The sequence below is a fragment of the Rhodanobacter spathiphylli B39 genome, assembly GCF_000264295.1.
GTDB classification, from domain to species: Bacteria; Pseudomonadota; Gammaproteobacteria; order Xanthomonadales; family Rhodanobacteraceae; genus Rhodanobacter; species Rhodanobacter spathiphylli.
The window spans coordinates 127344-154138 of record NZ_AJXT01000012.1 but is presented as its reverse complement, the minus strand read 5'-3'; the positions used below and the strand labels follow the sequence as shown (position 1 = coordinate 154138).

Here is a 26795-nt window from a genome sequence, read left to right as displayed (position 1 = left end):
GTCGCGGGGCGATGGCGCTGGGCTACCAGGCCGCGGGCATCGGTGACAACGCCACGGCGGTCGGCAACGGCGCCTTCGCGATCGGCGCGGGCGCCACGTCGCTGGGCGGGGCGGCCTACACCGGCGCCGACGCGGCCACCGCGATGGGCAACAACGCGACCGCGCTGGGCACCAGCGCCACGGCGGTGGGCGCGGACAGCTACGCCGAAGGCGCGTATGCCATCGCGATGGGTGCGCAGGACAGCAACGGGTATGGCGGCGCCATCGGCGAGCAGTCGATGGCACTGGGTTTCGACAGCGGTGCGCTGGATGCCGGTACGGTGGCCGTGGGTGGCTACAGCGTGGCCCAGGGGTTCCTGGCCACCGCACTTGGCTACAGCTCGGTGGCGGTGGGTGATTTCTCGCTGGCCGCCGGCGTGGGTGCGGAAAGCGACGGCACCGATGCGGTGGCCCTTGGCGATGGTGCCTGGGCCCAGGCGGACAACAGCGTGGCGCTGGGTGCCGGTTCCATCGCCGATCAGGTCGACACCGTCTCCGTCGGCAGCGCAGGCGCCGAGCGCCGTATCGTCAACGTCGCCGATGGCGTGGATGCCACCGACGCAGCCACCGTGGGTCAATTGGGCACGCTGCAGTCGCAGATCGACCAGACGGACGCGGCGGCGGTGAAGTACGACGGTGTGGCACAGGACTCGATTACCCTGGGCGGTGCCGATGGCACGGCAATTCACAACGTCGCCGACGGCGTTGCCGCCACAGATGCGGTGAACCGGCAACAGCTGGACCAGGTGGATGCGAAGACCGATGCCAACGCCCAGGCGATCGTCGACCTGGACGGTCGGGTCACCGGCATCGAGGGGCAGATCGGCGATCTGCAGCAGAGCACGCAGGAGCTTGGCGCGGTGGCGATCGATACCGTGGGCGATGGCAGCGACGACGCTTCGGTGCTGGCCGGCTCGCGTGGCGTGGCGATCGGCTCGAATGCCGAGGTGGGCGGTGACCACGGCACGGCGATCGGCGGCGACAGCTACGCGGCGGGCCCGAACGACACCGCGATCGGCGGCAATGCGAAGGTGAATGCCGATGGCAGCACCGCGGTGGGTGCCAATACCACGATCGCGGCGACGGCGACCAACGCGGTGGCGATCGGCGAAGGCGCATCGGTGAGCGCGGCGTCGGGCACGGCGATCGGCCAGGGCAGTTCGGCCACGGCTGCCAGTGCGGTAGCCCTGGGCCAGGGCTCGCTGGCCGATCGTGCCAACACGGTGTCGGTGGGCACGGCGGCAAACAACCGCCAGATCACCAACGTGGCGGCGGGTACCCAGGCCACCGACGCGGCGAACTTCGGCCAGGTGCAGCAAGCCCTGGTCAGCGCGAAGGACTACAGCGACGCCAACGCCCAGCAGACCCTGCAGAGCGCCAATGCGTATACCGACCAGAAGTTCGCCAACATCGCCAGCACGGCAGACGTGAACTCGCTGCGCAACGACACCAACAACCGCTTCCGCGCCATGGACAAGCGCGTGAACCAGGTCGGTGCGATGGGCACGGCGATGGCGCAGATGGCGTTCAGCACCCAGGGCATCAACACGCCGAACCGGGTGGGCGTGGGCATGGGTGGTTACGGCAGCACCGCAGCGCTGGCGGTAGGCTACTCGCGGCAGTTGTCGCCGAGGGCCAACCTGACCTTCGGTGCGGCGGTCAGTGGCAAGGAAACCTCCGGTGGCGTGGGCGTGGGCTTCGGCTGGTAAATCAGGCCGCCGGGCCCTGCGGAAAGGCCCGGACATGCGCGAGAGAAGACAGGAACCGGCGCCCATGTGCGCCGGTTTTCTTTGGTGGCCGAGGCCCGCCGCCATCGCGTGAGGCGGCAGTCACGTGTCCATGCGCAGGTCGCGATGAAGCAGGTCCCGTCCGGCTGCTGCGCGGAGGGATTCCGGGAAAAGGAAAGGCCCGCCTGGGCGGGCCTTTCTGTCGTGACGCGATGAAGCCTCAGTGGTGTCCGTGAGCCAGTCCCGGGCAGGCCAGGTCGAGCACGAAGCCGTCGTGGTCGGAAACGCCGATGGCCTTGCGGAGATCGGTCGCGGCGGCCGCGTCGTCCTGGACCTGGTCGGGGGCATCCAGATTGCCGCGACCGTATTCGAAACCGCGGAAGCAGCGCTGGGCGAGGCGATCGAGCAGCGCCTGGTCGAGCACCTGGGCTACCGGAACGTCACGGCCGGAGTCGAACGAGCCGGTGCTCTGATAGCCCTGGATCTGGCCGAGCTGCTGGGTGAACAGGAACGAGTAGCGGTCGTTCGGGGCCACCGACTGCACCGCATTCCACAGCGCCGGCTTCACGATGTTGCCGCCGAGGTCGAGCAGGTTGGCGCTGTCGTCGTAGGTGCCGGCGATCGCGCCGACCACGTCGGTCCAGCCGTCGGTGAACGGATAGGCGTTGAAGTCGCCCAGCACCACCAGCGGTTCGAAAGCGGACTTCGCGTCGGTCTGCAGCGCCTGCACCCGCTGCGCGATGTCCACCGCGCCGTTGAAGCGCTTGAGGCGGTTGCGGGTGGCATCCGCCCCGCCATCCACGCCGATCAGCGACTTCGGGTGCACCACCATCAGGCGGAACGAAAAGCTGCCCTTGCCCAGCCTGGTGCCTTCGAGCAGCAACGGCGGACGGTCGTGCAGATAGGTCGACTGGCCGGTGCCCGGGTCCACCCAGGTCGCGTCGTAGCCAAGTTGGCTCACGCTGGCGATCTGCACGCGGTCATCCTGCACCAGGAAGCCCACGTCGATGCCGCTGGGATCGTGCCCGTCGACCAGGTGCGCGGAATAGTGCACGCCGTAGTCGCCGTTCAGTTGCGCGGCCAGCAGTTCGAGCACGGACAGGTTTTCCACCTCCTCGGCGCCCAGCACGTCGGGCAGCTTCAATACGCCGCCGATGTAGGCAGACAGTCGCTGCAGCTTGAGCTGCAATTCGTCCGTCGTCGGCGTGCCCTGATCACCGCACTCATAGGTGCTGTTGTCGCCATCGGTGTCGCACAGCCGCAGCATGTTGAGGTTGCCCACGCGCAGGCCATCGGGGCCCCGCCAGTCATGCACCGGGCGCGGCATCGTGTTGGCGTCGAGGATGTGCAACTTGGTCGGTTGGAAGTCGTAGTCGCCGAAGCTGTAGCTCATCACGCCTTCGGCGATGAACCGCGCGCCGCCGTTGATCCCGGTGCCGGTCGGCACCGCGCCGAGGGCATCGGCGTCCATTTCGAAGACTTCCGGGTTGCCGTCCCACACGCCGGAGTGCAGGTCCGACGCCGGCAGGCCGAAGGTGACGCCCTGCGAACGCAGCGAACGGCTGCCGCCGGCACTGACGAAGACCTCGGCGAACGGATCGTTGCCGTAGCGCTGGTTGCCGCGGTCGACGATGCCGTTGACGATCAGGACGCGCATGCCCTCGAAGCATTCGAAATTGGTCGTGCCGCAGGACAGGTTCGCCGGATCGGTCGACGGCAGGTTGCGACCGAACAGCACCGGCAGCGGCAGCCGGTTGCCCGAGCTGCGCACGCTGATGCTGGGGCCGGTCAGTTCGGTCAGCCCGTAGTACTCGGCCACGCGGGCGCGCACGTCCACCGCGTCACCGGTCTTCACCGTCGGAGCGCTGCCGGTGAACACGTATACACCGTTCGAGGTCAGCCGGACGTGGTCGTCGCGGCGGTCAGGCGTCTGCATGGTGAAGCCGGCCGGACCGACACTGGTGACGATGTTGTTGCGGGTGATCACCGGCTGGCCGGTGAACGGCGAGCTGTCCCCATTGCCCTGGATCTGGAAGATCTCGACCTGGGCCGCATCGTCGTTGAGGATGCCGCCGATTGCCTCGCCGCGGGCAATCGCCAGGCCGCTGGACGGCTCGCTCAGCTGCACCGCGAAGTCTTCGTCCGGTTCGATCTTCGTGTCGCCGTGCACGGTGACGGTGATCTTCTGCACCGTGTCACCGGTGGCAAAGGTCACCACCTGGTCCAGCGCGTCGTAGTCGCCATCGGCCACGGTGGCCGCGCCATCGGCCGTACGCACGCGCACCTGCACCGGCGCCGGCGCCGGCTTGCTCAAAGTGAGGCTGAAATCGAGCGCGGTGGTGCTGCTGTCGCCCTCGTCGATCAAAGCATCGGCCACCGACACGCCGAGGCCGAGGTCCGAACAGCCGCTGCCGGCGTTGTGCGGCGCCGAGGGCGACTGCAGGCTGAAGTCCGTCGCGTTGTCGCCGGTGTCCTGCACCAGCCCGGCCGCGTTGCTGATGCGGGCATACGAGCGGTCGGCATTGGTCGAGCCCAGCGAGGCCAGCCGCGTGCCTTCGCCATAGGCCGAGCCGCCGCTGAGGCCGACCTGGTCCAGCACCGTGCCGCCGGCATCGGCGATCGCCAGGCCGCCGGTGTCGGTGATGCCGGTCTTGTAGATCACGTCGCCGCCCACGCTGCCGGAGTAGCCGCTGCTGGAGCCGTTGGTCAGCAACAGGTAGCAGCCCGGCGCGATCGACGTACCCGATGGCAGCGTCGCACGTGTGCCGGTGGTGCCGCTGTCGTTCGAGCCGAGCAGGGTGTAGCCACCCACGTCGAGTGCGCTGGGCGAGCCGTTGTGCAGCTCGACGAATTCATCGTTGCCGCCGGCCGGTCCGCGTACGCGGAAATTGCTGATCGTGAGATCCGCGGCCAGCGCGGGAAGCGCCGCGGCAAACAGACACAGCGCCATTCCCGCGGCGCGACGCATAGGCATCATGACGTGATTTCCCTCGATGTGTTGGCGGATTCCCCTTCCCGCAACCTGACCACTGTCCGTGACGGCGCAATGACAGCTCAGTCATACCCCGGCCCGGGGCGATGACTTTGCGACGGCTTCGGCAGTTTCGAAGGAAGCTGCCGGACTGGCAACCGCAACGGCGCCGAACAGGAATTTTTCCTAGGCGCGATGCCGCCATTGCGCCGGTGAACTCGGCACAATGGAGGGCCGCGCCAGGGATGAACGGCATGCGGGCCGAATCCCGGGCCATTCGCATGCGCCTGGCCGGATGTGATACCTATGACGTTTGCCGTTTTCGCCCCAGGGCGTCGACGGTTTCGCGTGCACTCAAGCGGGGTGGAGGATGTCGGCAGTGATTGAGCCGGCGGTCGGCGGGGCGAGCATGGCCGTGGAGGATCGCGAGGCGGAAGTCTGCGCGTGGCTGGTGGCGCGTGGTCGCCTGAAGGAAGGCGATCTGGTGCGCGCGCGCCGGCTGCACGAGGAGTCGACCGAAGGCACGCTGACCACGCTGATGGCGCGTCTTGGCCTGGTGTCCGAGCGCGATCTGGCCGAGGGCTGGGCCGAACTGCTGCAGGTGCCGCTGCTGTCCGCGCGTGATGCGCCGGAACTGCCGCCGGCGGATCTGGAGCTGTCGCTGCGTTTCCTCAAGCAGCAGCACGTGGTGCCGGTGCAGGACGAAGCCCACGGGCTGGCGTTGATCGTCGCCGATCCGGCCGATCCGTATCCCTTGCAGGCGGTGCAGTTGGCCGCCGGGCGGCCGGTGGCATTGCGGGTGGGCCTGCGTTCGGAAATCGACGGCCTGATCGAGCGCTACTACGGCTCCGGCCGTTCCGCGATGGGCACCATCGTGGAGAACCTCGACGGCAGCGCCGCCGAAGAGGACGACGTCGAGCACCTGCGCGACCTCGCCTCCGAGGCCCCCGTCATCCGGCTGGTCAATCTCATTCTTCAGCGCGCGGTGGAGCAGCGCGCTTCGGACGTCCATATCGAACCGTTCGAGAACCGGCTGAAGGTGCGCTACCGCATCGACGGCGTATTGCACGAAGTGGAAGCGCCGCCGTCGTCGTCGACCGCCGCGGTGATCTCGCGCGTGAAGATCATGGCGCGGCTCAACATTGCCGAGCGCCGCCTGCCGCAGGACGGCCGCATCCAGTTGCGCGTGCAGGGCAAGGAGCTGGACCTGCGCGTGTCCACCGTGCCGACCAGCTTCGGCGAATCGGTGGTGATGCGCATCCTGGACCGCGAATCGGTGGTGTTCGATTTCGAGTCGCTGGGCTTCACCGACAGCTTCCAGCAGCGCTTCGTCGAGGTGCTGAACAAGCCGCACGGCATCCTGCTGGTCACCGGCCCCACCGGCTCGGGCAAGACCACCACGCTGTACACCGCGCTGAGCCAGATCAACACCAACGACGTGAAGATCATCACCGTCGAGGACCCGGTCGAATACCAGCTCGAAGGCATCAATCAGATCCAGGTGAAGCCGCAGATCGGGCTGGATTTCTCCGGCGCCCTGCGCTCGATCATGCGCCAGGACCCGGACGTGATCATGATCGGCGAAATGCGCGACCTGGAAACCTGCCGCATCGCGATCCAGTCCGCGCTGACCGGCCACCTGGTGCTGTCCACGCTGCACACCAACTCCGCGGCCGGCGGCGTCACCCGCCTGCTCGACATGGGCGTGGAGGATTACCTGCTCGGCTCCACCATCAACGGCATCCTGGCGCAGCGGCTGGTGCGCCGGCTCGATCCGGAAACCGCGATTGCCTACGAGGCGCTGCCCGAGGTGATCGAACAGTTCGAGCTGGAGAAATACACCGACGAGCGGCCGATCCGGCTGTGGAAACCCGGCACCAGCGCAGCCAACCCCAGTGGCTACCGCGGCCGCCGCGCGATCATGGAATTCCTCACCATGAGCGACCCGCTGCGCCGCCTGGTGATGCAGCGCGCCAACGAGGGCGAGATCGAGAAGCAGGCCCGCGCCGAAGGCATGCGCACGATGTACGAGGACGGCATCGCCAAGGCCGTGGCCGGCATCACCACGCTGGAAGAGGTCCTGCGCGTGACGCAGGAAGGCTGAGGTGGCGCAGTTCCGTTACAAGGCGGTCAACGACGCCGGCGAGACGCTGCAGGGCCAGATGGAGGCGGCCAGTGTCGAGGAAGTGATCGGCCGGTTGCAGGACCAGGGCCACACGCCGCTGGAAGCGCTGCCGGCCGATGGTGCGGGCGGTGGCAGCGGCTTGGTCGCGCTGTTCAAGCGCGGGCCGTTCAACGGCGACCAGCTGGCCCAGTTCACCCATCAGCTGGCGACCCTGCTGGGCGCCGGCCAGCCACTGGACCGCGCGCTGGGCATCCTGCTCGACCTGCCCGAGGGCGAGCACGCGAAGAAGCTGATCGAACGCGTGCGCGATCGGGTGCGGGGCGGCAACACGCTGTCCTCCGCGCTCGACGAGGAACACGGCGTGTTTCCCAAGCTCTACGTGAGCCTGGTGCGCGCCGGCGAAGCGGGCGGCTCGCTGGAGGAAACCCTGCGCCGCCTGGCCGACTACCTCGAGCGCGCCCAGGCGATGCGCGGCAGCATCGTCAATGCGCTGATCTACCCGGCCTTCCTGCTGGTCGGCGTGCTCGGTTCGCTGGTGCTGCTGCTGGCCTACGTGGTGCCGCAGTTCGTGCCGATCTTCGAGGACATGCAGGTACCGATTCCGTGGATCACCCAGGCCGTGCTGACCGTGGGCAACACGCTGCAGGCCTGGTGGTGGCTGATCCTGCTGCTGCTTGGCGGCGGCTTGTTCGGCTGGCGCGCGCACCTGCGCGATCCCGCGGCGCGGCAGGCCTGGCATGGCCGCCTGCTGCACATGCGCCTGGTCGGGCCGCTGCTGCTGAAGGTGGAGACGGCACGGATCGCCCGCACCCTGGGCACCCTGCTGAAGAATGGCGTGCCGCTGCTGAACGCGCTGAGCATCGCGCGCCAGGTCACCGGCAATCGCGCGCTCGACGCGGCCCTGGCCGCGGCGCAGGAACAGGTCAAGGGCGGCGCCGGCCTGAGCCTGGCGCTGGGCCAGTCGAAACTGTTTCCGCGACTGGCGATGCAGATGGTGCAGGTCGGCGAGGAAGCCGGCCAGCTCGACACCATGCTGTTGAAAGTCGCCGACACGTTTGAACTTGAGTCCCGTCGCGCGATCGATCGTCTGCTGGCTGCACTGGTACCGGCGCTGACCATCGTGATGACCGTGCTGGTGGCGATCATCATGGCCGCGATCCTGCTGCCGCTGTTGAGTCTGACCAGCAATATCCAGTAACCGAGGAGTAGGGCAATGATGAAGCTTTCGGGATTTGTGGGGCAGGGAATAGGGAATGGGCGCGCGCGTGGCGTTGCCCCCTCCTCAATCCTCCCCCGCGGAGCGGGGGAGGAGACGAAGGCAAGAAGCGCCTTGTTTCATAAGAGCGGGGGCTTCACCTTGCTCGAAATGCTCGCGGTGATCGTGCTGATCGGCATCATCGGCGCGGTGGTGGTGACCCAGGTCGGCAAGAACGTCGACAAGGGCAAGTACGGCGCCGGCAAGTCGCAGCTGATGACGCTGAGCCAGAAGATCGAGAACTACGCGCTGGACAACGGCACCCCGCCGCAGCAGCTCGACGGCCTGGTGACCCGGCCGCCGAACGCGGCGAACTGGCAGGGGCCGTATGCCAAGGCCTCCGAACTGAAGGACCCGTGGGGCCATGCCTTCGGCTACCAGTACCCGGGCCAGAACGGCAGCTTCGACCTGATCTTCTACGGCCAGGACGGCAAGCCCGGCGGCGACGGCTACAGCAAGGACGTGGGCAACTGGCAATGAAGCTGGGAATCGGGAATGGGGAATCGGGAATCGGAAAAGCGTGCGCTCACACGCTTGCCTGCTCTGCCCATTCCCTGTTCCCTGTTTCCCGTTCCGGGCGCGCGGGGTGCGCTGCCCCCTCCTCAATCCTCCCCCGCGGAGCGGGGGAGGAGGCGAAGGCAAGAAGCGCTTTGTTTCATAAGAGCGGGGGCTTCACCCTGCTGGAAATGCTGGCGGTGATCCTGCTGATCGGCATCGCGGTGGCAGCGGTGTCGGTGTCGGTGACCCAAGGCCTGGCCAGTGCGCGGGTGCGCGCGGCCAGCGGCGAACTGGCCGGCGCGCTGCGCGCCACCCGGGCGCAGGCGATCGTGCGCGGGCAGGAGCAGCACTTCGACGTCGATACCCGGGCGAACAGCTACGACGATGCGAGGCGGCACGACGTGCAGCTGCCCGTCGGCATGCACATCAGCATCACCAGCGCGAAGGAAGACCAGCCGAACGACCACACCGGGCGCATCCGCTTCTTCCCCGATGGCAGCTCCACCGGTGGCCGCATCACCTTGCACAGCGGCCAGCGCGAGTGGCACGTCAACGTGTCGTGGCTGACCGGCGAAGTGCGGGTGGTCGATGCGGTGGCTTCCCGATGAAACCCGGGAATCGGGATTCGGGAATCGGGGTTCGGCAAGGCGCGCCAGCGCCGGCTGCCCGCTTTTGCCATTCCCCGTTCCCGATTCCCCATTCCCGGCGCCAACGCGGCTTCAGCCTGCTGGAAGTGATCGCCGCGATCATGCTGCTGGCGATCGCGTTCACCGCCCTGATGAAGGTGGCCGGCGCGTCGATCGGCCTGACCCGCAATGCGGCGGAATACAGCCAGGCAGCGATGCGTGCGCGCAGCCTGCTGGACAGTGCCTTCGTGGGCGAGGCGGTGAAGCCGGGCAATCGTTCCGGCCGCTTCGATACGCAGTACCGCTGGCAGCTCGACGTGCGGCCGTGGAACACGGGCGGCCCCGCGGTGCCGGGCGCGCCGCTGCAGCTGTATCAGCTCGACCTCACCGTCTCGTGGGGGCCGCAGGCCCATCCGCGGGCGGCCCACTTCCGCACCCTGCGGCTGGGTGGTCCACTGGCCTCGGGCCAGGCGCAGGCCGCGCCATGAAACGGCAGGCCGGTTTCACCCTGCTCGAAGTGCTCGCCTCGCTGGTGTTGCTGGCCTTGTTGCTGGTCGGCGTGTATTCGGGCATCCGCACCGCCACGCACAGCGTGCGCTCCGGCACGGCGGCGATCGAGCGGCTGGACCAGGTGCGCTCGGCCCAGCAGTTCCTGCGCCGCGAACTGGCGCAGAGCCTGGCCCAGCCGATCGATCGCACCGATCATGGCGAACCGGTCTACTTCGTCGGCAGTGCCCGGGAGATGCGCTACGTGGCGCCGCTGCCCGGTTACCTGGGCAAGCTCGGTCCGCAACTGCAGCAGCTGCGCCTGGTCGACGATGACCACGGCGGCCAGCGGCTGGAACTCAGCCTGTCCTTGCTGCCGCCCGATGGCCAGCCGCCGCAGGCGCTGGGCGATCCGCAGGTGCTGGTCGATCACGTCAGCAGCGGCAGCTTCAGCTATCGCGGCGTCGATTCGAAAGGCGCCGCGGTGGCGTGGTCGCCGACCTGGGCCGATGGCCGCGTGCTGCCGCAACTGGTGCGGGTCGAGCTGCAGGTGAGCGGCACCGTCGAGTGGCCGCAGTTCGAGGTGCCGCTGCGGGTGAATGCCTCGCCGGCCGGACTGGTGCGCATGGGCCTGCGCGGCGGGAGCCTGCGATGAGGCGGGCGGCGCCGCACCTGCACGGGCGTCAGCGCGGCGTCGCGCTGCTGCTGGTGTTGTGGGCGTGCACCCTGCTGGCGATCCTGCTCGGCGGCTATGCCGCGCTGGCGCGCACCGAGGGCCTGCAGGCGCGCTACCAGTTCGCCCAGACCCAGGCGCACTACGCGGCCGAGGCCGGCCTGATGCGGGCGGCCTATGCCCTGCAGGACCCGCAGGCGAAGCAGCGCTGGATGGCCGATGGGCGGGTCTACACCTTCCATTACGACAACGCGACGATCACCGTGCGCGCCATCGATGAAGGCGGCAAGGTCGATCTCAACGCGGCCTCGCCCGAGGTGCTGCTGGCGCTGTTCCAGGCGGCCGGTTTGAAGCCTGCACCGGCGCAGGCACTGGTCGATCACGTGGTCGACTGGCGCAGCCTGCCGGCGGTGGAAGGCGATGACGCCAGCGCCCGGGCCGGGTACCTCGCGGCCGGGAGAAACTACGGTCCGCGCCACGGCCCGTTCGCTAGTGTCGAGGAGTTGCAGATGGTGCTGGGCGTCACGCCCTCGCTGTACCGGCTGCTGGCGCCGGCGCTGACGATCTGGTCCGGCAGTTCCAGCCCCGATCCGAACACCGCGCCGCCGCTGGCGCTGGCGGCGATCCCGGGGATGACGCCGGAACAGCGCCAGCAGATCGAGGCTGCACGGCAGCAGAACGCAAAGGACCCGCAGCTGGTTCTGGGCAGCGGAACAACGCATAGTATCCGGTCCGAGGCTACGCTGGCCGACGGCACGCGCGCGGTCCTGCGCGCCACGATTCGCCTGCAGGCGGGGCAGGCGCAACCGTACGCCGTCTTGCGCTGGCAGGAAGGGGAGGCGGAATGAGTTCGGCAACGCAGTCACTGCGGCCGCTGGTCGATGTCGTACGCCGCAGTTGGCGTGCCTCGCCGTTGCCGGGTTTCCTGCACTGGTGGGGTGGCGAGCTGCGTGCGCTGCTGCCGTCGCGCTGGCGCGGTGCCTTCGGCAGCGGCGCCGACTGGTACCTGCTGCAGTGCGCCGGCCCCCGCTGGGATCTGCGCCGCAACGGTCACGCCGGGCTGCTGTCGAGCTGGGATGAAACGGAGCCGGGCATCGACGGCGCCGGCAAGCCGCCGACGGCGTTGCGCGATGCACTGCAACGCGTCGATCGCGAGGATCTGCGCTTGGCCCTGGTGCTGCCGTCCGCCCTGGTGCTGCGGCGCACGCTGAGCCTGCCGCTGGCGGCACGCGACAACCTGATGCAGGTGGCCGGTTTCGAGATGGACCGGCAGACCCCGTTCAACCTGGCCCAGGTGCACTACGCCGTGCGCGAGCTGGCGACGGCGGCGCCGGCCGGGCGCTTCAACGCGGAACTGGTGGTGGTCACCCGCGACGTCCTCGATCCCGTGCTGGCGCGTCTGCAGGCACAGTCGATCAGTGTGGACGCGGTGGACGTGGCCGATGGCCATGGCCGCCTCGGCGTGAACCTGTTGCCGGCGGCGCAGGTGCCGCGCCATGCGCATCCGCGGCGCCGGCTCAACCTGCTGCTGGCCGCGGCCGTGGTGGTATTGCTGGCCTGCGTGCTGGGCGAATGGCTGCACAACCGGCAGCTGGCGCTGGAGCAGATGCGCACGGAAGTCGAAGGCATGCGCGGCGAAGCGCAGCAGGTGGCCGCGCTGCGCCAGCAGCTGCAGGACAACGCCGGCGCCGCCGGCTTCCTGGCCCAGCGCAAGAAGAACAGCGTGGCGATGCTCAGCGTGCTCGAAGACGCCACCGCGCGCCTGCCCGACAGCGCGTGGCTGGAACGCCTCAGCGTGGACAACACCGGCCAGATCGGCTTCCAGGGGCAGAGCCAGCAGGCTGCGAAACTGCTCGACACCTTGAAGGATTCGCGCCTGATCACCGACGCCAGTTTCCAGGGCAGCATCCAGCCCGATCCCACCACCGGCAAGGAGCGCTTCTACCTCACCGCCCGGGTCAACCAGCCGAAGCCGCCTGCGCCGAGTGCCGCGAGTGCCGGGGGCACGCCATGAAGCTGGCGGCGATGAACCGGCGCGACAGCCGCATCGCGGCGGTGCTCCTGCTGCTGCTCGTGCTGCTGCTGGCCTACTTCGTATTGCTGCACTGGTGGTTCGTGGCGCCGTTGCAGCAGATCCGCGGCGAGATGGCCGACCTGCGCGACACGCAGAGCCGCTACGCCGCCGCGATCGCCGAGAAGCCCGCGCTGCTGCAGCGGATCGCCGCGCTCGGTGCCGGCCAGGCGGCCAGCAGCGCGTTCCTCTCGGCGGACGATCCCAACACCGCTTCGGCGGACCTCATGCAGCGCGTGGTCGACGTGGTCGCGGCGCACGCCGGCAGCGGATCGTGCACGGTGAGCCAGAAGATGCCGCTGCCCAGTCCCGCGCCGGCCGCCGGCGAACCGTATCGCAAGGCCGCGGTGAGCATCAGCCTGAGCTGCGACATCGAGCCGCTGGCCGCGGTGATGCAGGCGCTGGAGCAGGGCACGCCGTATCTGTTCATCGACGACCTCAGCATCTATCGAAATCCGGTGGCCGCCCAGCAGGGTGGCGCGGTACCGCTGGAAGTGCAGTTCACCCTGTCCGGCTATGTGCGGCCGGCGCGGGCCGCGCCCGCATCGCCCGGCACGCCAGTGGCTTCGACGGGAGACGCGCCATGAACGCGGCCGCCCAGCGTCGTCTCACGCCCTGGCTGATGCTCGGCGCCATCGCGCTGGCGGCGCTGCTGCTGGCCCTGCTGCTGGGGGTCGGTCGTGGGGTGCACTGGGACGAGCCACGCGCACGCGCGCCGCTGCCGCCGGCCGGCAATCCCGCCAACCTGCCGCAGCCGTTGCCGCTGCAGCAGTTCGCCCTGGTCTGGCAGAAGCCGCTGTTCGCGCCCGACCGCAAGCCGACGGCTTCCGCGGCCGATGGCGGCAGCCAGCTCGGCGACCTCGAACTCACCGGCGTGATCCTCACGCCAGCATTGCGCATGGCCTTGCTGCACGATCGCCAGGCCGACCGCGAAGTGCGCCTGCGCGAAGGCGAATCGCTGCCCGACGGCAGCGTGAAGCTGGTCGAGGTGCGTGCCCGCTCGGCGATCTTCGATGCCTCCGGAGGCCGCACCGAACTGAAGCTGCCTGCCGGCGCGCCGATCGACCCGCCGCGCGGCGCCGATCGGAATGCCTCCGGTGAAGGTGCCGCGCCGAGTCGTTCCGCGCCGCCGGTGCCGCCGATGCCCAACCGCGCCACGCCCGAATCGCCGCGCGAATCGCCGGCCGAGCGCCTGCGCCAGAATATCCAGAAACGTCGGGCCGCCCGCGCCGCCGCGGCCAACGAAGGAGTACGTTGATCCATGTTCCGCACGCTCACCCAGCAAACCCTGCGCGCCGCCACGCTCGCCTTCGTGGTCGGCGTGGCCGGTTGCGCCAGCCTGCCGCAGCCGCATGACGACGGCGCCCTGCAGCGCGAGGCGATGGCCGGCACGCAGAACCCGGTGCCGGCGCCGTTGCCGTTGAACACCAGCGTGGCCAGTGGTGCCGAGGCCACGGCGAGCCCCGAGATCAGCCACGGCAGCGGCCAGTTCATCCATCCCGGCGCGCTGGCCACGCCCAGGCCCGCGGCCAGCGGCAGTGGCGCGGTGACTTTCAACTTCGAGAACCAGCCGGTGCAGGCGGTGGTCAAGGCGATCCTCGGCGACCTGCTGAAGCAGAACTACACCATCGTGCCCGGCGTGCAGGGCAACATTTCGTTCTCCACCTCCGAGCCGGTCGACGCCGGCCAGGCGCTGCCGATCCTCGAAACCCTGCTGGGCTGGACCGGCAACGCGCTGGTGCATCGCGACGGCGGCTACGTGGTGATGCCGCAGAAGGACGCGGTGGCCGGCAACCTGGTGCCCAGCCTGGGCGCCACCGCGCCGCAGGGCGGACTGCAGGCGCGGCTGTTCCCGCTGCGCTACATCTCGGCCACCGAGATGCAGAAGCTGATCAAGCCGTTCGCGCGGCCCGACGCCACCTTGCTGGCGGACCCGGCGCGCAACCTGCTGGTGATGTCGGGCACGCCGCAGGAGCTGGCCAACTACCAGAGCATGGTGCGCACCTTCGACGTCGACTGGCTGCGTGGCATGTCGGTGGGCGTGTTCAACCTGCAGTACGCCACGGTCGGCGACCTGATGCCCAAGCTGGACGGCATGTTCGGCGTGCACGGTGACACCCCGCTGGCCGGCATGCTGCGCTTCATCCCGATCGAGCGGACCAATGCGCTGGTGGTGATCAGCACCCAGCCCGACTACCTGCGCGAAGTGGGCGACTGGATCGCCCGCATCGATCGTGGCGGTGGCAACGAGCCGCAGCTGTTCGTCTACGACGTGCGCAACATCAAGGCCTCGGACCTGGCCCGTTACCTGGCCAACATCTACACCAACGGCGCCGGTGGCGGCGGCACCGGCGACAGCGGCGGCCAGGTCGGCCCGGGCCTCACCGGCGCCACCCTGGGCAGCGCCGAGAGCGCCGGCGGCACCAGCATGGGCAGCACCGCCGGCGCCTTCGGCAACGCGTCGGATGGCTCGCGCAACGGCGGCATCAGTGGCGGCATCAATGGCACCGACAGCAATGGCGGCCTGAACATGGGTGGCGCTCGCGATGCCGGCGGCAGCGGCACCAGCGGCGGTTTCGGCAGCACCTCGGGCAGCAGCTTCGGCAATGCCGCCGGTGGCAACGGCGCCGCCGGCGACCAGCAGTACAGCTCCAGCGACGGCAGCGTGCGGATCAGTTCGGTCGACAGCAACAACCAGTTGCTGGTGCGCGCGCGGCCCTCGCAGTGGGAAGAGATCAAGTCGGCGATCGGCAAGCTCGACAACGTGCCGATGCAGGTGCAGATCGAGACGCGCATCCTGGAAGTGAACCTCACCGGCGAATTCCAGTTCGGCGTGCAGTGGTACCTGGAAGGCCTCACCGGCAGCACCACCACCAGCGACGACAGCGGCAACTCGGTACTCGTGCCGGGCCAGCCCTACCGCCATCGCCAGATCGGCCTGGGCCAGGGCGGCAACGCGTTCGGTGGCGAGCCGTTCTTCTACTCCTTCCTCAACAGCAACCTGCAGGTCGCCGTGCGCGCGATGGAGACCAGCGGCAACACCAAGACGCTGTCAGCGCCGTCGATGGTGGTGATGAACAACCAGACCGCCAGCATCCAGGTCGGCAACAGCATCCCGATCAATTCGGTCAGCGTGAACTCCGGTCTCGGCAACACGACCAGCCAGAGCGAGGTGAAGTACCTCAACACCGGCGTGATCCTCAACGTGCAGCCGCGGATCAATCCCGGCGGCCTGGTCTACATGAACATCAGCCAGGAAGTGAGCCAGGCCGACCGCACGGTGGCGCTGGTCAATGGCAACCCGGCGATCTCGCAGCGCAAGCTGGCCACCCAGGTGGCCGTGCAGAGCGGCCAGACCGTGCTGCTGGGCGGCCTGATCGAGCAGGCCGAAGGCAACACCGACACGGGCATTCCCGGGCTCAACCGCATCCCCGTGCTGGGGCGGCTGTTCGGCAGCACCAATCGCAGCCGCAACCGCACCGAGCTGATCGTGCTGATCACGCCGCGGGTGATCCGCGGCGGCGCCGATGCCAAGCAGATCACCGACGACTACCAGAACAAGTTCGAATCGCTGACCCCGCTGCGCAAGTCGGGCGAACTCGTTCCCACGGCAGCGGCCACCACCGTGCCGCTGCCGGCTGTGCCCCAACCGCAATCGCCACCGCCACCGGTGCCGAGCTGGCCCGAACAGATGCAGCAGCATGCGGAACTGGCGCTGGGCAAGGGCGACTATCTGAACGCGCAGAACCTGGCGATCCAGTCGTGGCAACAGGGCACGCATCAGGGCCAGCTGTGCGAACGCAACTGGCAGGTGGTCATCGAGGCGCGCCAGCATGCGCAGGATGCGAAGGGCCTGGAGCTGGCGCGCAAGCGCCTGGCCGATTGCCGTGCACCGGTGAAGTCGCCATAACGCCACGCCATCGCGGAGCAGGCCGGGCCTGTTCCGCCTGCAGCCACTATCATTCGCGTGGATGACTGCATCCACGCCGACCTTTCCGATCACCGAACTGCTGCCGCAGATCGTCGCCGCGCTGGCGACGCATCCGCGGCTGGTGCTGGAAGCGCCGCCGGGCGCGGGCAAGACCACCCAGGTGCCGCTGGCCCTGCTCGACGCCGACTGGCTGGCCGGGCAGAAGATCGTGATGCTGGAGCCACGCCGGATCGCGGCACGCTCCGCCGCGCAGTTCATGGCGCAGCAGCTTGGCGAGGTGGTCGGGCAGACGGTCGGCTACCGCATCCGCTTCGAGTCGAAGGTGAGCGCGGCGACCCGCATCGAAGTGGTCACCGAAGGCATCCTCACCCGGTTGATTCAGCACGATCCGGAGCTGGCCGGGATCGGCGCGATCGTGTTCGACGAATTCCACGAACGCCATCTCGCCGGTGATCTCGGCGCCGCGCTGGCGCTGGACCTGCAGGCCACCTTGCGGCCCGGGCTGCGCCTGCTGCTGATGTCGGCCACGCTGGACGGCGAGCGCATCGCCCAATGGCTGGACGCGCCGCGGCTGTCCAGCCCCGGCCGCAGCTTCGCGGTGCGCATCGAACATCCGCCGGCGCGCACGCAGGAGGTGATCGAACACCAGCTGGCGCGGGTGGTGCGTCAGGCGCTGGAGGAAAACGACGGCGACGTGCTGGCCTTCCTGCCCGGCCGCCGCGAGATCGCCCGCGTGCAGGCGGTGCTGGCGCAGACCCTGACGCGCGACGACGTCGACGTGCTGGCGCTGCATGGCGAACTTTCGCTGATCGATCAGCAGGCGGCGCTGGTGCCGGCGGAGTCGGGCCTGCGCCGCGTGGTGCTGGCCACCAACGTGGCCGAGTCCAGCATCACCTTGCCGGGCATTCGCGCGGTGGTCGACAGCGGCCTGGCGCGCGAGCCGCGTTTCGACCCGAACTCCGGCTTCACCCGGCTGGAGACGGTGACCATTTCGCAGGCCTCGGCCGACCAGCGCGCCGGCCGCGCCGGTCGCGTGGCGGAAGGCACGGCGTATCGGCTGTGGCCGCAGAGCCGCCGGCTGGAACCGGCGCGCACCGCGGAGATCGCCCAGGCCGAGCTGTCCCCGCTGGCGCTGGAACTGGCGGCCTGGGGCATCACCGCCAGCAGCGAATCCGACCTGCCCTGGCTCGATCCACCGCCGGCCGGCGCGCTGGCGCAGGCGCGCGAACTGCTGCAGCAACTGGGTGCTCTGGGCGACGATGGCCGCATCACCACGTTGGGCAAGCGCATGCTCGAACTCGGCGCCAGTCCGCGCATGGCGGCGGCCGCCCTGCATGCGCCGCCGTCGTTGCACGCGCTGGTGGCCGACCTGCTGGCCTTGCTCGATGCCCGTTCGCCGATGCGCGGCGAACAGGCGCGCAACGATGACCTGCGCGTGCGCCTCGCTGCGCTGCATGCCTGGCGCGACCGTCGCGGTGTCCAGGCACGTGACGCGGACGCCGGTGCGCTGGCGGCGATCGAGCAGGCCAGCAAGGGCTGGCGTCGTCGCCTCGACGTGCGCAGCGCCGCCAGTGGCGTGCCGCACAGCCACAGTGTCGGCGATCTGCTGCTGCACGCCTTTCCCGACCGGGTGGCGCGCCGCGATGACAGCAATCCCACGCGCTACACGCTGGCCAATGGCCGCGGCGCGCGCCTGCACGAGAACACCGCCTTGCTGGGCGAGCCGTGGCTGGTCGTCATCGAGTTGCGCCGCGACAGTCGCGACAGCCTGATCCTGGCCGCGGCGCCGCTGGACCCGCGCGTGCTGGAGCGCGACTTCCCGGCCCGCTTCAGCCGCGAACGCAGCCTGCGCTGGAACGAGCAGCGCGGTGCCGCCGAGGCCTTCGACGAATCGCGTTTCGGCGCGATCGTGCTGGAACGTCACAGTGTCCCGGTGAAACCGTCCGACGCCTTGCCCGCGCTGCTCGCCGCCGTTCGTGCGCGGGGCATCGACAGTTTGCCGTGGAGTGACCACGCGCGGCGCCTGCGCGCACGGATGCAGGCCCTGCGCCAGTGGATGCCCGAGCTCGGCCTGCCCGATGTTTCCGGTGCCGCCTTGCTGGCTTCGCTGGAGGACTGGCTGGCGCCGTGCCTGGCGGGACGTCATCGACTCGATGCGCTGGGGCCGGAGGATCTGTCCCAGGCGCTGGCGTCGCGTCTGGATCACCAGCAGCGTCGCATGCTGGATGCGCAGGCACCGGAAAGTCTGGTGGTGCCCAGCGGTCAGCCGCGCCGGCTGGAATACGCCGAAGACGGGCCGCCGGTGCTGGCGGTGAAACTGCAGGAGCTGTTCGGCCTGGCCGACACCCCGCGGGTGGGCGGCGGTCGCGTGCCGGTCACCCTGCACCTGCTGTCGCCGGCGGGACGACCGATCCAGGTGACCCAGGATCTGAAGGGGTTCTGGGAGCGCACCTATCCCGAGGTCAGGAAGGAAATGAAGGGCCGCTATCCGCGCCACCCCTGGCCCGATGATCCGTGGACCGCCACGCCGACGCACCGCGCGAAACCCCGTGAGCGACGCTGATCCGTGTGCGGCTCGTAACGGTCAGAGCACATGCCGCTCTTGTACCATCGCGGCCAACGGACGCTGAGCGCGGGAGCTGCCAGAGAACATGGATCGCGACGAGCTTGACCCGGCCCGGGCGGATCAGCGGGAAGGCCATGACGCCCGGCTGTCGCTGGCCAAGCCATCACCATGGCGGCTCAGCGCGTGGCTGTGGAGCCTGCTGGTCCTGCTGGGCGGACTGGCCCTGGCGCTGTCCGTGCATCACCAGCAGCAGCAACGCCGCCTGGCCGAGCAGTCCTTTGTTCGTGGCGAACTGGCCAACAAGACGTTCGCGGCGCTGCAGGACAAGCTGCATTCGGCCGAAGCGATGTTGCGCGCCGTGCAGACGCTGTTCCTCGCGTCTGACCAGGTGACCCAGGTCGAGTTCGCCAACTTCTACACCAACCTGCGCCCGCGCGAGCAGTTTCCCAGCCTGCTGGCGCTGGCCTATGCGCAACGCGAACAGGATGGCGCGGGCGAGCGCTACATGACGCGATGGGTCGAGCCTGCCAGCGGCAATGCGGCGGTGATCGGCCTGGATGTGGGGGCGCAGCCGAACAACCTGGCTGGCCTGCTGGCCTCGCGCGACAGCGACCAGGCCACCCTGTCCGCACCGTTTCGCCCGGTGCAGCAGCGGGGCGCCAGCGGCACCGAGGACGGCATCACCCTGCGCCTGCCCGTGTTCAGCCCGGGCGACCCGCCGCAATCGCTCGCGCAACGGCACCAGCGCATGCGCGGCTCGATCGCCGTGTCCTTTCGCGTCAGCACGCTGATCGACAGCGTCCTGCAGGATGACGTGCGACGCGATCTGCGGCTGCAGCTGGCCGACGTGACGGAAGTCGGCCACGTGCTGCCGCTGTTCGACTCGATGCCCGGCACGCCGGATGTCCGCGGCGACTATCGTTTCGAGCGTCGACTGGCCTACGGCGGTCGGGTCTGGGACGTGGTGATGCAGCCACGCGACACCACTCCTCCCGCGATCGACTGGCGCCAGTCGACCCTGCCCGGCGGCCTGCTGGTGAGCCTGCTGCTGGCTCTGCTGGTGTATTCCATCGTCGGGACGCGGCAGCGCGCGCTCGAGCTGGGCTGGCAGATGAGCCGGCGCTATCGCGAGAGCGAGGAGCGCTTCCGCGCCCTGAACGAACTGCTGCCCGCGCTGGTGCTGCTGGCCGAAGTCGATGGCGGCCGGATCACCTACGCGAACCGCACCTCGCGCGATCGCCTCGGTGACCAGGTCACCGAGCAGCGCCTGCCCGACCTGTTCGACGACGAGATCCTGCGCGGGCAGCTGAGCGATGCCGAAACCCGGGGCTGCAGCCGGATCGAGGCGCGCCTGCACAACACAGCCGGCGCGCACTTCTGGGCCAGCGTGGCGATCTCGCGCATCGAGCTGGGCGGAGTTGGCAAGTTGCTGATGGTGGCCAGTGACATCACCGAACAGCGCCAGCTGACCGAGCTGCTCAGTCACCAGGCCAGCCACGATGCGTTGACCGATCTGTACAACCGGCGCGAATTCGAGCGCCGCCTGCACGATTCGCTGGCGGCCGGCGTGGCGGGCCCGCCGATCATCGTGCTGCTGTACGTCGACCTCGACCAGTTCAAGCTGATCAACGACACCTCGGGTCATCTCGCCGGCGATCAGCTGCTGGCCCAGCTTTCGATCGTGATGCGCAAGCAGCTGGGCGGCACCGACGTGCTGGCCCGGCTCGGCGGCGACGAGTTCGGGGTGCTGCTGACCCGGGTGGCCGACCAGCAGGAAGCGGAGCGGATCGCCGAACGCGTGCGTCGCTGCATCGACGGATACGTGTTCATCTGGGAACAGCGCAGCTACACGATCAGTGCCAGCATCGGCGGCGTGGTCGCCGAGCCGGCCGGCATCTCGGCCAAGGATCTGCTGACCCAGGCCGACACCGCCTGCTACGTGGCCAAGGAGTCCGGCCGCAATCGCGTGCACTTCTACTCCGAGCGCGACGACCAGACGGTGCGCCGGCGCAGCGAGATGGAGTGGGCCAACCGCCTGCGCTGGGCCGTCGACGAACATCGCCTGCAGCTCACCTACCAGGAAGTGTGGCCACTGCCGCTGGGCGACGGCGCCGAGCCGGGCATCGAGATGCTGTTGCGTTTCCGCGAGGAGTCCGGGCAGCTGGTGGTGCCCGGCGTGTTCCTGCCGGCGGCGGAGCGCTACGGCCTGATGCCGTCGGTCGACCGCTGGGTGATCGAGACCACGCTGGCCAACTTCGAGCGGCTGCATCCGGCCGGCAACCGGCTGGACATGGTGGCGATCAACCTGTCCGGCGCCAGCATCGAGGACCCGGCCCTGGTCGACCGGATCATCGAACTGCTGCAGCGCTACCGGGTGGAGCCTTCGCGGGTGTGCTTCGAGATCACCGAGACCGTGGCGGTGCGCAACCTGTCCCAGGTGGTGCGCTGCATGGCCTTGTTGCGCAGCGCCGGTTGCCGCATCGCGCTGGACGATTTCGGCGCGGGCATGTCCTCGTTTACCTATCTGAAAAACTTGCCGCTGGACATCATCAAGATCGACGGCAGCTTCGTGCGCGACATGCTCACCGATCCGGTCAGTCACCTGATGGTCAAGGCGGTGACCGACATCGGGCATCGGCTGGGCTTGGAGGTGATCGCCGAATGGGTGGCCGACGCCGAGACCGTGCAGGCGCTGACCGCGCTGGGCGTGAACCGGGTGCAGGGCTTCAGCCTGCATCATCCCGAGCTGGCGGTGTTCCAGCGCGACTGAGTGTTCGGCAGCGCAATCCATGGACGTCTGGACGTCCATATGCAGAAGGGCCCGGTCGTTGCCGACCGGGCCTGGTCCCTGCCTGAATGCGGGTGCGCCTCCGTGCGCTCCTCAGGTCTGCAACCGCTTACGGCGTGTAGCTGCCGGTCAGCGTGACACCGCTGTAGCTGCTGTAGGCCCGCACCATGACGTAGTAGGTGCCTGCGGTGGACGGCGAGATGTTGCAGGTCTCGCTGTTGCCGGCTACGTAGGGGCGGCAGTCGTAGCTGCTGGTGGTGGGTGCCGAGCCGCGCTTCACGTACAGGTCGGCGTCGCCGGTGCCGCCGGAGATCGCGAACTTGAGGTTGCTGGCGCCGGCGGGTACCACCATCGTGTAGTTCACCGCGTTGCTCTTGGTGGCATGCAGGCCGGTCACCGGCGTGCCGTTCTGCAGCACGTTGCCACCACCGCCGCCGCCCGTGCTCCAGGTGGCCTTGATGCTGACCCCGGAGAACGCGGCATAGCCGTTCAACATCACGTAGTAGGTGCCTGCCTGGGGCGAGGCCACCGTGCAGCTTTCGCTGTTGCCGCTGACGTATGGACGGCAGTCATAGCTGGACAGGGTCGGCGCGGAACCGAACTTCGTGTACAGATCCGCGTCGCCGGTGCCGCCGGATTCGGCGATCACCAAGTTGGTCGCGCCGGCGGGAATCACCACGGTGTAGGCCAGCTGCGCCCCGGTGGCGGCGGCCTGGCCGGTGAGCGCCACGCCGTTCTGCAGCACGTTGCCACCGCCGCCGCCGGCAGCTGTCACCGTCACCGACTGCGTGCTGGTGTTGCTGGCGCCGTCGTTGTCGGTCACCGTCAGCGACACGGTATAGGTGCCCGCGGCGGCGTAGGTGTGGCTCGGGCTGGCCGTCGTCGAGGTGCCGCCGTCGCCGAAGTTCCACGAGTGCGAGGCAATCGTGCCGTCACTGTCGGTGGAGCTGTCGGTGAAGCTGGCGGTCAGGCCGCTGGTGGTGTCGCCGAAGCTCGCCACCGGCGGGTTGTTGGCCGGTGGCGTGCTGCCGCCCCAGTTGGCCTGCGCATAGGTGCTCACCGCGCCCATGTTGAAGCTGCCGAAACCGGTGGTGTAGTCCCAGCCGGCAGCCGCGTTGTAGCCATAGCCGTTGTAACCGTTGTTGCCCGAGGTCACGTCATGCAGCAGCGAGGGGTTGCCGGGGAATGCGGCGTAGAACTTCGAGGCGGGAAAGCCCAGCGCGTTGCCGTTCGCCGACTGGATGCGCGCCCAGGCGCCCACGAAGATCGGCGAGGCCAGGCTGGTGCCGCCGACCTGGTACTGGCTGCCGTTGGCGTAGATCAGTGCCCCCGTCGACTGCGCCGCATCGAATGCCACGTCGGGCAGCACGCGCTTGGTGATCGAGCTGCCCAGGGCGCTGGTCTGCCATGCCGGTGCCGCCTCGTACTTGCTCACGCCACCGCCGGTGGCCCACAGGCGGTCGTCGGCCGTGTTGTTGCCATCCTGCGACAGCCCCTCGTTCCACACGGTCTCGCCGGACCAGGCCGCGCCGTTGGTGGAAAGCGTGGTGCCGCCCACGGCGATCACGTTGGGCGATACCGCCGGTTCGCTGACCGAATAGTTGCTGAGGCTGACGCCCGACAGCAGCGTGGTCGTGCCGTGCTTGTAGAGGTCGCCGCCGTACGATTCGTAGGCACCTTCGTCACCGGCCGAGGCCGAGAACGTCTGCCCCTGCGCGGCAGCCTGGGCGAAGATCTGGTCGTCCGTGGCCAGCGTGCCCGAGCTGTTGGCGGCGGTCTCGTCTTCGCCGAGCGAGATGTTCACCACCTTGGCGACGTTGTCGGTGACCGCCTTGTTGTACGCGGCGCTGATGCCGGCGTCGGTCAGCGAGCCGTCGTTGGTGCCGTTGACCGCGGCGTAGAAGATCAGCTTCTGCACGCCGCCGGAGGTGCCGATGATGGACTGCGAGTCCAGCGCCCATTCCACGTTGGAGTCGGCGTCGTTCCAGAACGTGCCGCTGCCGACGTTGACGGTCTGCGTGTTGACCGTGGGCAGGCCGGCGCTGCTGGTGAAGCTGCCCAGGTCGGTGATCACCTGGGTCATCTTGCCCCAGGTGATCACGCCGACCGTGGTGTTGGTCGCGGCCGGCATGCTGCTGCCGCCATAGATCGCGGAGAAGTCGGCCGGACTGTGGGCGACCGCGCTGGCGGCCTGGGTCTGGGCGGTGACCAGGGTGGCCTTGTGGAACATGGTGTGCTTGACGACCACGTTCTGCAGGCCGACCACGGCGTTGACGATATTGCCCAGCGCCTGCGGCACGGAGGCGACGGAATCATTGGCGAAGTGCGGTCTGCCCCGATACTCGAAGCGCTTCATGTTGGTGCGGAACGCGCTGGTCACGTTGAGCGCGTTGCCATCGGCGGTGATCAGCTGGTTGTTGCCGGCCACCTCGATGTTGGTGAAGCCGCTCTGCTGCAGATGGGCGACCACCGCCTGCACCTGCGCATCGGTCGGCGCGAACCTGGCCTTGAACTGGGCGGGCGTGAGGTACTGGTGGTACCCGGGGCTGCCGGGCTGGTTGAGCTGCTGCAGGAACTGGTCGAGCTGATCGGCGTGGCGCAACTTGAGGCTGACCGCGACATGCAGCGGCTGGCTGGCCTCCAGCGGGCTGACCATGGTGCCGGCGAGGCTGGGGTTGCCGGTCATGTTGAGGCTGTAGCGCGGGGTCGTGGCCTGGGTGGACAGCGTGGACGCGGTGGTGACGGGTGCCGCGGTGTTCAGCAGCGCGGGGCCGGTGCGCGTGGCGACCCAGTTGTCGGCGGCGTGCGCCGACAACGACATCATGGCCAGCGCAAGAGCCGCAGGCAGCAGGGCCTTGCGATAGTTCGGTGCCGCCATACCTCGAAGACCAGCGTGGTTTGTCATGGACGAATTCCCAATCAGTGGATGAAGGCGACGGACACGGCTGTCCGTCGAACCTGAGGGCAGGCCACGTATTCCGTGGCTCGGTGCAAAATCGGGCTTGCATCGCTGGCCCGGCAGCGGGCGCAAGTGATCCGAAACAGGCACTTCCGGGCTTTTCGAGGACGCACGAACCCCCGGGGTCGCGCGGACCTCATGGAATGCCGCGAACAGGCACGGCCGCCTTGGCTTTGTGGATGTCTTCCGACCCCGCGCGTGCTGTGTCCTTCCCTCCCATGACGTCGTCAGGGTGGCGCACGGATTTCCCTTTCTCGTTCAAGCCGGCGCCATGCCTGATCGCATGGCGTCGCTGGGGTCTGTTCGCCAATCGACCCATTGGCGAATCAGTGGACGTTAGGGTTTGTCTCGAGAAACGGTCAATAGGATTTTTTCGGATGCCGAGTGATCCATGTCACATCGCTGCAGGTGCTAATGCAACGGCAAGCATCGCAATTACTTTCGGTTAATGGGATTGGCGCAATGACACGGTCGAAACATCGAGTAAATGGCTACGCACGGCCGTTTGTGCCCCGACTCGACGATCGGGCCTGGCGGCGCGAAACATGACCATTCGGAAGCGGTCATGGACTTTGATTGGATTATCAGGATGCTGCGATATCCGGGTCCGCGTGGTTTTACGCGTCGTCAATTGCGCAATAGATTGCGCTTTCGTTCCATTACCAAATGGTAATCGCAATATCTTGGGCGCCATTACCCGAAGGAGCAGGCTGGTGTTTCACCGGAACGGGATTCGCGGAGATTTTCCAGTCAGGCTCAATTCAGCAAAAAATGCGCGCGCGACGGCGCCGCGCCGGCACGCGAATTCTTTTTGCCCGGGCAGCGTGCGACCATGCCCGGATGACTCAACAAACTTCAGCCCGGCTGGCGATCATCGGCGGTGGCCCGGCCGGATTGATGGCGGCGGAGGCCGCGTGTGCCGCCGGCGCAACGGTCGACCTGTACGACGCGAAAGGCTCGGTCGGGCGGAAATTCCTGCTGGCCGGCAAGGGCGGCCTCAACCTGACCCACGCCGAACCCCGCGCCGGTTTCGTCAAACGCTACGGCGCGCGCCGCGACGAGGTGGCGCGCTGGCTCGACGCCTTCGATGCGGACGCGCTGCGTGCGTGGGCCGCCGCCCTGGGCGTGGAGACTTTCGTGGGCAGTTCGGGCCGGGTGTTCCCGCGTGACCTGAAGGCCGCACCGCTGTTGCGCGGCTGGTTGCGCCGGCTGCGCGAAGCCGGGGTGAACTTCCACATGCACCACCGCTGGCTGGGCTGGCAGGCGCACGACGCGCTGCATTTTTCCACGCCGCAGGGGCAACGCGTGGTGCCTGTCGATGCCGTGATCCTTGCGCTGGGCGGCGCCAGCTGGCCGCAACTGGGTTCCGACGGCGCCTGGCTGGCGCCGCTGCAGCAGGCGGGCATCGACATCGCGCCCCTGCAGCCGGCGAACTGCGGTTTCGAGATTCCATGGAGCGAACACCTGTCCAGCCGCTTCGCCGGCGCGCCGTTGAAGCCGGTGGTGGCGCACTGGGTGGACCGGCAAGGCGTCGCACATTCGCGGCAGGGCGAGTTCGTGCTCAGCGAATACGGCATCGAGGGCAGCCTGGTGTACGCGATCGGCGCCGAGTTGCGCGAGCAGATCCGCGAACGTGGCGAGGCGCTGCTGATGCTGGACCTGGTGCCCGGCTACGCCGCGGCGGTGCTGGCCGAACGCCTCGCCGCGCCGCGCGGCAAGCACAGCATCGGCGACTGGCTGCGCCGTCGCGCCGGACTGGACGCGGCCAAAAGCGCGCTGGCGTTCGAACTGCTGGACAAGCCCACGCTGGCCGATCCGTCGGCGCTGGCGGCGCGGCTCAAGGCCGTGCCGTTGCACTTGCGTGCACCGCGTCCGGTGGTCGAGGCGATCAGCACCGCCGGCGGCGTGCGGCTGGAAGCGCTGGATGACACGCTGATGCTGCGCGAGCGCCCCGGCGTGTTCTGCGCCGGCGAGATGCTGGACTGGGAAGCGCCCACCGGCGGTTACCTGCTCACCGCCTGTTTCGCCAGCGGCCTGATGGCAGGGCGCGGCGCGGCGGCGTGGCTGCGGCGTTAGCCGT

17 protein-coding genes are annotated in these 26795 nt (G+C 68.7%); 15 read left to right on the top strand and 2 right to left on the bottom strand.

The annotated features are described in order from the left end of the window. Positions 1–1748: YadA family autotransporter adhesin (locus UU7_RS07295; RefSeq protein ID WP_007806850.1), on the top strand; the 1748-nt coding region annotated here is incomplete at its 5' end. A 238-nt stretch (positions 1749–1986) separates the two neighbouring features. On the opposite strand, the gene UU7_RS07290 is transcribed toward UU7_RS07295, so the two are convergent. Further along, complete coding sequence (locus tag UU7_RS07290; protein WP_157581978.1) at positions 1987–4743, bottom strand: Calx-beta domain-containing protein; 2757 nt, start codon at positions 4741–4743, stop codon at positions 1987–1989. A gap of 364 nt (positions 4744–5107) precedes the next feature. On the opposite strand from UU7_RS07290, the gene gspE reads away from it, so the two are divergent. The 13 genes from gspE to UU7_RS07225 all read left to right on the top strand — a co-directional run bounded on the left by gspE (position 5108) and on the right by UU7_RS07225 (position 21738). Beyond that, complete coding sequence (gspE, locus tag UU7_RS07285; RefSeq protein WP_040673022.1) at positions 5108–6841, top strand: type II secretion system ATPase GspE; 1734 nt, start codon at positions 5108–5110, stop codon at positions 6839–6841. Between the two features lies 1 nt (position 6842). After that, a complete protein-coding gene (gene gspF / locus UU7_RS07280; RefSeq protein WP_007806844.1) occupies positions 6843–8060 on the top strand; it encodes a type II secretion system inner membrane protein GspF in 1218 nt (405 codons plus the stop codon). Positions 8061–8192: 132 nt separating this feature from the next. Next, positions 8193–8597, top strand: coding sequence for a type II secretion system major pseudopilin GspG (gspG, locus tag UU7_RS07275; protein WP_157581975.1), 405 nt, complete (start codon positions 8193–8195; stop codon positions 8595–8597). A gap of 170 nt (positions 8598–8767) precedes the next feature. Continuing rightward, positions 8768–9223, top strand: coding sequence for a GspH/FimT family pseudopilin (locus UU7_RS07270; RefSeq protein ID WP_007806841.1), 456 nt, complete (start codon positions 8768–8770; stop codon positions 9221–9223). 83 nt (positions 9224–9306) lie between these two features. Further along, positions 9307–9729 carry a type IV pilus modification PilV family protein gene (locus UU7_RS07265; RefSeq protein WP_040673037.1) on the top strand — a complete coding sequence of 141 codons (423 nt, stop codon included), beginning with the start codon at positions 9307–9309 and terminating at the stop codon, positions 9727–9729. Further along, positions 9726–10382 (top strand): prepilin-type N-terminal cleavage/methylation domain-containing protein, encoded by a 657-nt coding sequence (locus UU7_RS07260; protein ID WP_007806837.1) that lies wholly within the window; start codon positions 9726–9728, stop codon positions 10380–10382. The genes UU7_RS07265 and UU7_RS07260 overlap by 4 nt, the downstream gene beginning before the upstream one ends. Continuing rightward, positions 10379–11248, top strand: a complete 870-nt coding sequence (locus tag UU7_RS07255; RefSeq protein WP_007806835.1) for a type II secretion system minor pseudopilin — start codon at positions 10379–10381, stop codon at positions 11246–11248. The genes UU7_RS07260 and UU7_RS07255 overlap by 4 nt, the downstream gene beginning before the upstream one ends. Then, positions 11245–12414, top strand: a complete 1170-nt coding sequence (locus tag UU7_RS07250; RefSeq protein ID WP_007806834.1) for a PilN domain-containing protein — start codon at positions 11245–11247, stop codon at positions 12412–12414. The genes UU7_RS07255 and UU7_RS07250 overlap by 4 nt, the downstream gene beginning before the upstream one ends. Further along, positions 12411–13058 (top strand): type II secretion system protein GspM, encoded by a 648-nt coding sequence (gspM, locus tag UU7_RS07245; RefSeq protein WP_007806832.1) that lies wholly within the window; start codon positions 12411–12413, stop codon positions 13056–13058. The genes UU7_RS07250 and gspM overlap by 4 nt, the downstream gene beginning before the upstream one ends. Further along, positions 13055–13729: a hypothetical protein gene (locus UU7_RS07240; protein ID WP_007806830.1), complete on the top strand. Its 675-nt coding sequence runs from the start codon at positions 13055–13057 to the stop codon at positions 13727–13729. Before gspM ends, UU7_RS07240 begins: the two co-directional genes overlap by 4 nt. A gap of 3 nt (positions 13730–13732) precedes the next feature. Further along, positions 13733–16381, top strand: a complete 2649-nt coding sequence (gene gspD / locus UU7_RS07235; protein ID WP_007806828.1) for a type II secretion system secretin GspD — start codon at positions 13733–13735, stop codon at positions 16379–16381. A gap of 61 nt (positions 16382–16442) precedes the next feature. After that, positions 16443–18965 carry an ATP-dependent helicase HrpB gene (gene hrpB / locus UU7_RS07230; RefSeq protein WP_007806826.1) on the top strand — a complete coding sequence of 841 codons (2523 nt, stop codon included), beginning with the start codon at positions 16443–16445 and terminating at the stop codon, positions 18963–18965. A gap of 88 nt (positions 18966–19053) precedes the next feature. Beyond that, positions 19054–21738 carry a bifunctional diguanylate cyclase/phosphodiesterase gene (locus UU7_RS07225; protein ID WP_007806825.1) on the top strand — a complete coding sequence of 895 codons (2685 nt, stop codon included), beginning with the start codon at positions 19054–19056 and terminating at the stop codon, positions 21736–21738. Between the two features lie 127 nt (positions 21739–21865). On the opposite strand, the gene UU7_RS07220 is transcribed toward UU7_RS07225, so the two are convergent. Then, complete coding sequence (locus UU7_RS07220; protein ID WP_157581969.1) at positions 21866–24661, bottom strand: protease pro-enzyme activation domain-containing protein; 2796 nt, start codon at positions 24659–24661, stop codon at positions 21866–21868. An 894-nt stretch (positions 24662–25555) separates the two neighbouring features. On the opposite strand from UU7_RS07220, the gene UU7_RS07215 reads away from it, so the two are divergent. Continuing rightward, on the top strand, positions 25556–26791 hold the full coding sequence (locus UU7_RS07215) for a TIGR03862 family flavoprotein (protein ID WP_083845955.1): 1236 nt from the start codon (positions 25556–25558) through the stop codon (positions 26789–26791). The last annotated feature ends 4 nt before the right edge of the window (positions 26792–26795 follow it).

What these genes read in the sequence shown, in the direction of transcription:
- UU7_RS07290 (WP_157581978.1), bottom strand. Translation starts at nt 4,743, where the DNA reads ATGATGCCTATGCGTCGCGCCGCGGGAATGGCGCTGTGTCTGTTTGCC.
- gspE (WP_040673022.1), top strand. Translation starts at nt 5,108, where the DNA reads ATGTCGGCAGTGATTGAGCCGGCGGTCGGCGGGGCGAGCATGGCCGTG.
- UU7_RS07260 (WP_007806837.1), top strand. Translation starts at nt 9,726, where the DNA reads ATGAAACGGCAGGCCGGTTTCACCCTGCTCGAAGTGCTCGCCTCGCTG.
- UU7_RS07255 (WP_007806835.1), top strand. Translation starts at nt 10,379, where the DNA reads ATGAGGCGGGCGGCGCCGCACCTGCACGGGCGTCAGCGCGGCGTCGCG.
- UU7_RS07250 (WP_007806834.1), top strand. Translation starts at nt 11,245, where the DNA reads ATGAGTTCGGCAACGCAGTCACTGCGGCCGCTGGTCGATGTCGTACGC.
- gspM (WP_007806832.1), top strand. Translation starts at nt 12,411, where the DNA reads ATGAAGCTGGCGGCGATGAACCGGCGCGACAGCCGCATCGCGGCGGTG.
- UU7_RS07240 (WP_007806830.1), top strand. Translation starts at nt 13,055, where the DNA reads ATGAACGCGGCCGCCCAGCGTCGTCTCACGCCCTGGCTGATGCTCGGC.
- gspD (WP_007806828.1), top strand. Translation starts at nt 13,733, where the DNA reads ATGTTCCGCACGCTCACCCAGCAAACCCTGCGCGCCGCCACGCTCGCC.
- hrpB (WP_007806826.1), top strand. Translation starts at nt 16,443, where the DNA reads ATGACTGCATCCACGCCGACCTTTCCGATCACCGAACTGCTGCCGCAG.
- UU7_RS07225 (WP_007806825.1), top strand. Translation starts at nt 19,054, where the DNA reads ATGGATCGCGACGAGCTTGACCCGGCCCGGGCGGATCAGCGGGAAGGC.
- UU7_RS07220 (WP_157581969.1), bottom strand. Translation starts at nt 24,661, where the DNA reads ATGACAAACCACGCTGGTCTTCGAGGTATGGCGGCACCGAACTATCGC.
- UU7_RS07215 (WP_083845955.1), top strand. Translation starts at nt 25,556, where the DNA reads ATGACTCAACAAACTTCAGCCCGGCTGGCGATCATCGGCGGTGGCCCG.